This window comes from Streptomyces sp. NPDC002935 (assembly GCF_040611295.1).
Taxonomy (GTDB): domain Bacteria; phylum Actinomycetota; class Actinomycetes; order Streptomycetales; family Streptomycetaceae; genus Streptomyces.
The window spans coordinates 1-7,140 of sequence record NZ_JBEXNW010000080.1; the positions used below are offsets into that span (position 1 = coordinate 1).

General features: G+C 71.7%; 7 protein-coding genes. 6 read left to right on the forward strand and 1 reads right to left on the reverse strand.

Annotation, left to right across the window (positions count from 1 at the left end; translation table 11 throughout):
• Positions 1 to 91: 91 nt before the first annotated feature.
• Positions 92 to 1,000, reverse strand: coding sequence for an RNA polymerase sigma factor SigF (locus ABZX90_RS43545; RefSeq protein WP_355213695.1), 909 nt, complete (start codon positions 998 to 1,000; stop codon positions 92 to 94).
• Between the two features lie 252 nt (positions 1,001 to 1,252).
• Here ABZX90_RS43545 and ABZX90_RS43550 point away from each other — a divergent pair, with 252 nt between their 5' ends.
• From ABZX90_RS43550 to ABZX90_RS43575, 6 genes are all read left to right on the forward strand, one after another.
• Positions 1,253 to 1,621 carry an STAS domain-containing protein gene (locus ABZX90_RS43550; RefSeq protein ID WP_351135239.1) on the forward strand — a complete coding sequence of 123 codons (369 nt, stop codon included), beginning with the start codon at positions 1,253 to 1,255 and terminating at the stop codon, positions 1,619 to 1,621.
• A gap of 289 nt (positions 1,622 to 1,910) precedes the next feature.
• Positions 1,911 to 2,474 (forward strand): ATP-binding protein, encoded by a 564-nt coding sequence (locus tag ABZX90_RS43555; RefSeq protein ID WP_351135237.1) that lies wholly within the window; start codon positions 1,911 to 1,913, stop codon positions 2,472 to 2,474.
• Between the two features lie 287 nt (positions 2,475 to 2,761).
• Positions 2,762 to 3,487 carry an LPXTG cell wall anchor domain-containing protein gene (locus ABZX90_RS43560; RefSeq protein ID WP_355213696.1) on the forward strand — a complete coding sequence of 242 codons (726 nt, stop codon included), beginning with the start codon at positions 2,762 to 2,764 and terminating at the stop codon, positions 3,485 to 3,487.
• A gap of 30 nt (positions 3,488 to 3,517) precedes the next feature.
• Entirely contained in the window at positions 3,518 to 4,498 is a 981-nt protein-coding gene (locus ABZX90_RS43565) for a hypothetical protein (protein WP_355213697.1), read from the forward strand.
• Positions 4,499 to 4,503: 5 nt separating this feature from the next.
• Positions 4,504 to 5,622, forward strand: a complete 1,119-nt coding sequence (locus ABZX90_RS43570) for a hypothetical protein (RefSeq protein WP_355213698.1) — start codon at positions 4,504 to 4,506, stop codon at positions 5,620 to 5,622.
• A gap of 62 nt (positions 5,623 to 5,684) precedes the next feature.
• Positions 5,685 to 6,977 (forward strand): hypothetical protein, encoded by a 1,293-nt coding sequence (locus tag ABZX90_RS43575; RefSeq protein WP_355213699.1) that lies wholly within the window; start codon positions 5,685 to 5,687, stop codon positions 6,975 to 6,977.
• Positions 6,978 to 7,140: the final 163 nt, after the last annotated feature.

Sequence of the window (7,140 nt, forward strand, 5' to 3'; positions counted from 1 at the left end):
GGGCGGGGCGGTCTCGCGCTCAGCGGGGGCGCGGGCGCCCCGGGCGCCGGCCCCCGCTGCGATGCGCGGCCTCCTGGGCCGCGAAGCCCTGTCACTCCTCGACGGTCAGGCCTTTCCGGAGTCGCACGAGGGTGCGCGACAGCAGCCGGGAGACATGCATCTGGGAGATGCCGAGTTCGTCGCCGATCTCGGACTGGGTCATGTTCGCCACGAAGCGCAGCGAGAGGATCTGCCGGTCGCGCTGCGGGAGTTCCGCGATCAGCGGCTTGAGGGACTCCACGTACTCGATGCCTTCGAGTCCGTTGTCCTCGTAGCCGATGCGGTCCGCGAGCGCGCCCTCGGAGTCGTCCTCCTCGGGCTGGGCGTCCAGCGAACTGGCCGTGTAGGCGTTCGACGCGGCCATGCCCTCGACGACCTCGTCGTTGCTGATGCCGAGGCGTTCCGCCAGCTCTCCCACGGTCGGGGCGCGGTCCAGCCGCTGCGCGAGTTCGTCGCCGGCCTTGGCCAGGTCGAGGCGGAGTTCCTGGAGCCTGCGGGGTACCCGCACCGACCAGGAGGTGTCGCGGAAGAACCGCTTGATCTCGCCGATGATCGTCGGCATCGCGAAGGTCGGGAACTCGACGCCGCGGCTCAGCTCGAACCGGTCGATCGCCTTGATCAGGCCGATGGTGCCGACCTGGATGATGTCCTCCATCGGCTCGCTGCGGGAGCGGAAGCGGGAGGCGGCGAACTTGACCAGGGCGAGGTTGAGTTCGACGAGCGTGTTGCGGACGTAGGCGTAGTCGTGCGTGCCCTCTTCGAGGGATTCGAGCCGCGCGAAGAGCGTTTTGGACAGGGCGCGTGCGTCCACCGGCCCCACCTCGTCGTACGGGGGGATCTCCGGAAGGCCCGCGAGTCCGTCGACTTCGCCGGTTCCGGTCTCGTCGACGTGCTCCGGGTGTTCCAGAGAAGATGTCGACGTCGCCGTCAGGGTCTGCGATGCGTCGAGCCGGGGTGACATGGTGTCTCCTCCATCGTTCTCGGCATATGGCCGCCGATGCCAATACGTGCACTGCGGTGTGCGGCGCCTCCAAAGCCGGCCGGGTCGGATAGGTGTCACTACTAGCCCTACCCGGTTTCCCGAACTCGCCGCAAGTGCCCTCTGTGGTGAAATGTCCATTTCCGGGGGGTTGTTCGGGTGTCGGGTGACGTAGAGAAGGCGTAGTGTTCGAGTGCATGCATCAGTAGTCGCGACGCTCGGGAGAGAGACGGCATGGACCGCGGGACGGTCGGCAGCGCACAGTCTGGCCGGCTTCTTGTCGAGGTGCGGGAAGAGGGCACAAGTGCCGTCGTGACCCCCGCGGGTGAGTTGGATCACCACACGGCCGATTTGTTGCGTGAGCCACTCGAGGAGTGCCTCGAAAAGGGGTACGCGCGGCTCGTCGTCGACTGTTCGCGTCTGGAGTTCTGTGACTCCACCGGGCTCAATGTGCTGCTCGGCGCCCGGCTGAAGGCCGAGGCCGCGGGTGGCGGGGTCCATCTGGCGGCGATGCAGCCGGTGGTGGCCCGGGTCTTCGAGATCACCGGGGCGGAGGCCGTCTTCACCGTCCACGACACGCTCGAGGCGGCCCTGTCCGACTGATCGGGCAGCCCCTCGACCATGGTGCCGTTATGTCCCGGTTGCCCCTGTGTGATCGACGCGTTACTCGCGTCACAGGTTCCGTGCCGAAAAAGTGGGTGTTCGGACGGTTCCGTCGGGCAGGAGACATCCTGGATACGTCGGCGGCGCACCGGCCGGCGGGCGGCGCGGCGAAAGTCGTCGATCCACGAACGGCGAAAGCCGTTGATCCATCCGTACTGAGTATTGATCCATCCGTACTGCGTACCGAGTCTTGAATCGTGAACCGGTGAATCGGTGAGGTGAAGCGCTGATGAGCACCACCCGGCCTTGCTCGCCGGGCGACCGCGGCCCGGAGTCGGGCGACGGCGGCGCTTCCGGGGTGTCCGCCCACGGCGTGACGCCCCTGGACGCCGGGACGCCCGGAGACGGCACCTCCCCGGCCGACTCGGCCGCCGCGCCCGTCGGCCGCCAGGCCCGCAGACTGAACTTCGACGGCGAGAGCGGCGTCGTACCGCTCGCCCGGGACTTCGCCCGGCAGGCGCTGTACGCGTGGGGCTGGCTGCCCGCGGCGAGCGCCGACCGGCGGGCTGCCGCCGAGGACGTCCTGCTGGTCGTCTCCGAGCTGGTCACCAACGCCTGTCTGCACGCCGAGGGCCCGGACGAACTCTGGATCTCCTGCGACAACAAGGTGCTGCGCATCGAGGTCTCCGACCGGGGGGCCGGTCAGCCCGCCCCGCGCACCCCGCATCGCGCCGGGCGGCCGGGCGGCCACGGCATGTTCATCGTGCAGCGGCTCTGTCTGGACTGGGGGGTCGTGCGGACTCCCGGAGTCGCGGGCAAGACCGTGTGGGCGGAGCTCGGCGCTCCCGCGTAACCCGCTCGCCCGGTCCACCGTTCAGGACCGCCGCCTTCGCGAACCCTCCACTCGCCGCGCCCGCCGGGTTCGTCCTCCCGGGCGGCTGCCCGACCGCCCTCGCGAACCGCCCTCCCGGTGCCCGCCTTTGGTTACCCGCGGTTCGAACCCTTCTTCGTACGTCACCCGGTGCGCGCCGGATCCCCACGGATCCGGCGCGCACTTTGTCTTCCCTCCACAAGTCCCCGGGCGTACCTTGACGGCCGATCTGATGTTCCGTCAGGAAATCGCCAAGGATGCCGTCAGGAATGAGGGGCAGGCCCGTGTCGTACCGGACGTACCAGAAACGAACCGCCGCGCTCGCGTTCGCCGCGGCCCTGGCCGGCTCGGCGGTGCTGATGGCCGCCCCCGCAGCCCAGGCCGACGTGGTGGACGTCAACTACCAGTGCAAGACGCCGATCGGCGACAAGAGCGCCGTCTCGCCCATCGACATCAAGGGCGTCAAGAGCGGCAGCGCCTACAAGCTCACCATGTCCTGGCAGAAGGGTGTCTCCTCCAGCCCGGTCGAGCTCGGCAAGGGCGCGATGACACCGAGCGCCGTCATCAAGGTGGGCGGCGCGGACAGCGGCACGGTGGCGGTCAGCGGACCGGCCAACGCGGCCGCGATCCCCGCCAACACCCCCATCAAGATCAATGACTTGAGCGGCACGTACACGCCGAAGAAGTCCGGCAAGGTCACCTTCACCGCGGGCGTCCTCACCATCAAGGCCCTCGGCACCACGACCACGTGCACCCCTTCGAACAGCCCCAAGCCCTCGCTGACCCTCGACGTCACGGCGGCCTCCGGCGGTTCGGGCTCGTCGACCTCGGGTTCCGGCGGGACCCAGAGCGGCACCGACTCCGGCGGCTCTCTGCCGCAGACCGGCCCCGAGGACTCCGCGATCGCCCTCGGCACACTCGGCGGCACGGTCCTGCTCGCGGGCGCGGCGGGCGTGCTGTGGCTGACACGCAGGCATCAGGCGGTACGCCGCTGACCTTCCCGCACCACGACCTGGAGCCGCCGCATGCCGTACGCACTTCCCGCTGCCCGCGTGCTGGGCCTGACCCTGGTGCTGCTGAGCGCGGCACCGACGGCCCTGGCCGCCGAGGGCTGGTCCGTCGTGCCGGCCGCGGGCGGCTCGGCCGACGGGCGGCCCTCCGTCTACGCGGAGGGCGCGCCCGGCACGGTCCTTCAGGACTCCGTGTCCGTGCTCAACCCGGGCGCGCGACCCCTCACCGTCCGGCTGCGCGGCGCCGACGCGGACAACACCGCCGACGGGGCTTTCACCGTGCGCGAACGGCCGACGGACACGGGCGCCTGGATCGCCTTCGCCGGACGTGCGGACGGCCGCCGGACGGCGGTGCGGGACCTGTCCGTACGGGTGCCGGCGCACACCCGCGCCGACGTGCCGTTCACCGTCTCCGTCCCGGCCGGCGCGGCGCCAGGCGACCATCCCGGCGCGATCGTCGCGAGCGGCGGCGGCCGCACCGCGGCGGTCCGGGTCCACCTGCGGGTGGCGGGACCGGCGTTGTCGGCGCTGACCGTCGAGCACGTCAGGGTGCGCGGCGGGCGGATCTCCTACGAGCTGGTCAACCGCGGCACCACGGTCCTCACCCCGCGGCTCTCCGTGCACGCCGACGGGGTCTTCGGCACGCTGCTCGACCGTGCCCCGCGCACGCTGCCCGTCGAGCTCCTGCCGGGCCGCCGGGTCACGCTCCGCGAGGCGTGGGCCGACCGCCCGGCGCTCGACGCGGTCGACGTGCGGCTGACGGTGACGGCGGCGGGCGGTGCGCGCTCCACGGCGAGCGCGTCGGTCCGGTTCGTGCCGTGGGGGGCGGTGGCCGGAGCCGGAGGCGCCCTGACGGCACTGGGCGCCTTCTTCGCCGTACGGCGACGGGGGCGGCCCGCGATGCGGGTGTCATGGCGTCACGGGCGCCGGTCGGGAGACGACGGGGCCAGTGAACAGTCCCGCACGGAAGTCGAGTTGACGGGAGCGGTGTCGTGAGCGTCCTGGGCGGCAAGATGCGGATGGCGGCGCTGGGGGCGGTGCCGGCCCTCGTCCTGGTCCTGTTGGCGGGGGTGGCCTCGATGTCCCCGGCGTCCGCCGCCCCGCAACCGAGCGTGAAGTTGTCCGAGTCCGAGGCGGGGACGGGCGGTTCGGTCACCGTGACCGGCAGCGGATGGCGGCCCGGGGCGCTGCTGATGATGCTCATCTGCGGGCAGTCCGTGCCCTCGCGCGGGGTGATCGGCGGCACCAACTCCTGCGCCAACGCAGACGGTCGGGCCGTCACCACCGACGCCAAGGGCGGCTTCAGCAAAAGGCTGCCGGTCGCGGAGCCGCCCAAGCCGTGCCCCTGTGTGGTGCACGTCGCCACCGTGACGGGCGAGAAGGCCGAGGCCGACGCCATCTTCATGGTGGCCGGGCACTCGGTCGAGCCGCTGCCGAAGGAGGAGAGCGGCGGCCGGCTCTCGGTGCTGACCGACACCCGGCTCGACGGGTCGAGCGGTCTGCTGACCTGGTTCGGCTCACCTCCCGCGCGCACCCTCGTCTTCACGGTCGGCAACGTCGGCACCGCCCCGGTGAAGAACCCCGTCTTCTCCGTCGGCACCTCCCACGGGGTGTTCGCCCCGCAGTGGGAGGAACAGCAGTGGCGCGGCACCATCGCGCCCGGCCGCAAGGCGCAGATCAGGCTCCCGGTCGAGCTGTCGGCCGGGGCGCACGGCGACTACACGGTCTCGCTGAAGTACAGCGGGAAGGTGCTCGCCGAACAGCCGTGGGGCGTGGGCCGCCCCTGGGGCGTCACCCTCTTCTGGATCCTGCTCTGCGTGGTCGTCCCGGCCGCGGTGTTCCGCGTCGGCATGGCCGTGGTGGACCGGATGCGCCCGCGCAGGTCGACCGGACGGGCCGGCCGCCACCGCGGTCTCCGGCTGACCGAGCTCACCCTGCGCATGCCCAGGACGGGCTCAGCGAGCCCCTCCCCGCAGACACCGGCGAGCGCCTCGGCCTCCCCGGTCCCGGCCCTGCCGTGGTTCACCCCGGACAACGATCCGGGGACCGCGACGCACGGTCAGCTCTCCGCACCGCACGAGAACGGTCCGACGACGCAGACGAGAAAGGGACATACGTGAGCACGCAACGGAGAGTGGTACCGGCGACCGGCCGCAGAGCGGGCGCGGCCGGGGTCGCGCTGATGCTCGGCGGTGCGGGCATCCTGCTGGGGGTGGCCGCCGCCCCGGCGCAGGCCGCCGAGGTGTCGTACAAGACGGAATGCATTCCGCCCTCGATCTCCGGGCTGCCCCCGGTGCAGGGCACCACGAAGGTGGAGATCACCGCGCCCGCCGAGGCGAAGGTCGGCGACGAGGTCACCATCACCTGGAAGTTCACCCAGGCCGCCTCGAAGAACCCCGATGTCCTCGACCTCGACAAGGACACCGTCAAGCCCACCGGCACACTGAAGGCGGGCGGCGCGCAGACCGCGGACATCGCGATGGAGGGACCGCGCCAGAACCCCGCGATCCCCAAGAACAGCGCCATGAAGCTGTCCGACATGACGGGCAAGCTGAAACTGACGGCGGCGGGCGATGTCACGCTCACCCCGGACGCGTACAACATCAACGTCAGCAAGCCGATCTCCACCGACACCAAGTGCACGCCCAAGGAGACGGTGAAGTCCTCCGCGACCATCAAGGTGACCGGCGGCGGGACGGGCGGCACCCCGACCCCGACCCTCCCGACCGGCCTGCCGACCCTCCCGACCGCTCTGCCGACGCTGCCGACCGGGTCGGCCACCCCGTCGCCGAGCGGCAGCGGGACCGACGGCGGCAGTGACAGCGGCGGCTCCGACGGGGGCGGCGACGGCGGGCAGACCGACTTCACGGGAAAGGAGGTCTCCGTCCCCTACGCGTGCAAGACGCCCATCGGAGACAAGAACGCCACCTCCCCCGTGCAGATCAACGCCAAGAAGAACGGCGGGAGTTACGACCTCACCGTGCAGTTCAAGAAGTCCGTGATGGACAGCCCGGCCGACATCCCCGCCGACTCGGTCAAGCCGTCGATGGAGGTGGCCCTCGGAGGCGCCGACAAGGGAACCGTGCATGTCGAGGGCCCGACCAACGCAGCGGCGATCAAGTCCGGCGACCCCATCGAGGTCCCCGATCTGACGGGCACCTACAAGCCGGGCGCGACCGGCGAGTCGACCCTCTCCCCGGGCGTGCTGACGGTGATGGCCCTGGGCACGACGACGACCTGCACCCCGACCGAGTCCGCGGTGTCCCTGACCCTGGACACGTCGGAGCAGGCGAGCGGCGCGTCGGGCGGCGGGTCCACCTCGTCCGGCTCCGGTTCCGCCGGTACCTCGGGCGGCCTCGCGGAGACGGGCTCCGACAGTCACAGCGCGCTCAAGGCGCTCGGACTGGTGGCGGGCACGGTCATCCTGCTGGGCGGCGCGGTGTTCACCTTCATGCCGGGGCGGCGGACGCGCTGATCCACGCCCCCGCGGAGGCCGCCCGGCGCGCAGGAGCGGCTACGGCGGCCGGGGCGGCGGCACGGTGACCGACCGGCCGCGGAAACGGCGAAGGGGGGGGGGCCCCCCCCCCGGGGGCGCGCGCCGGACGCAGAGGTTGAGGGCGCGGAGGTGGAGGCGCTCC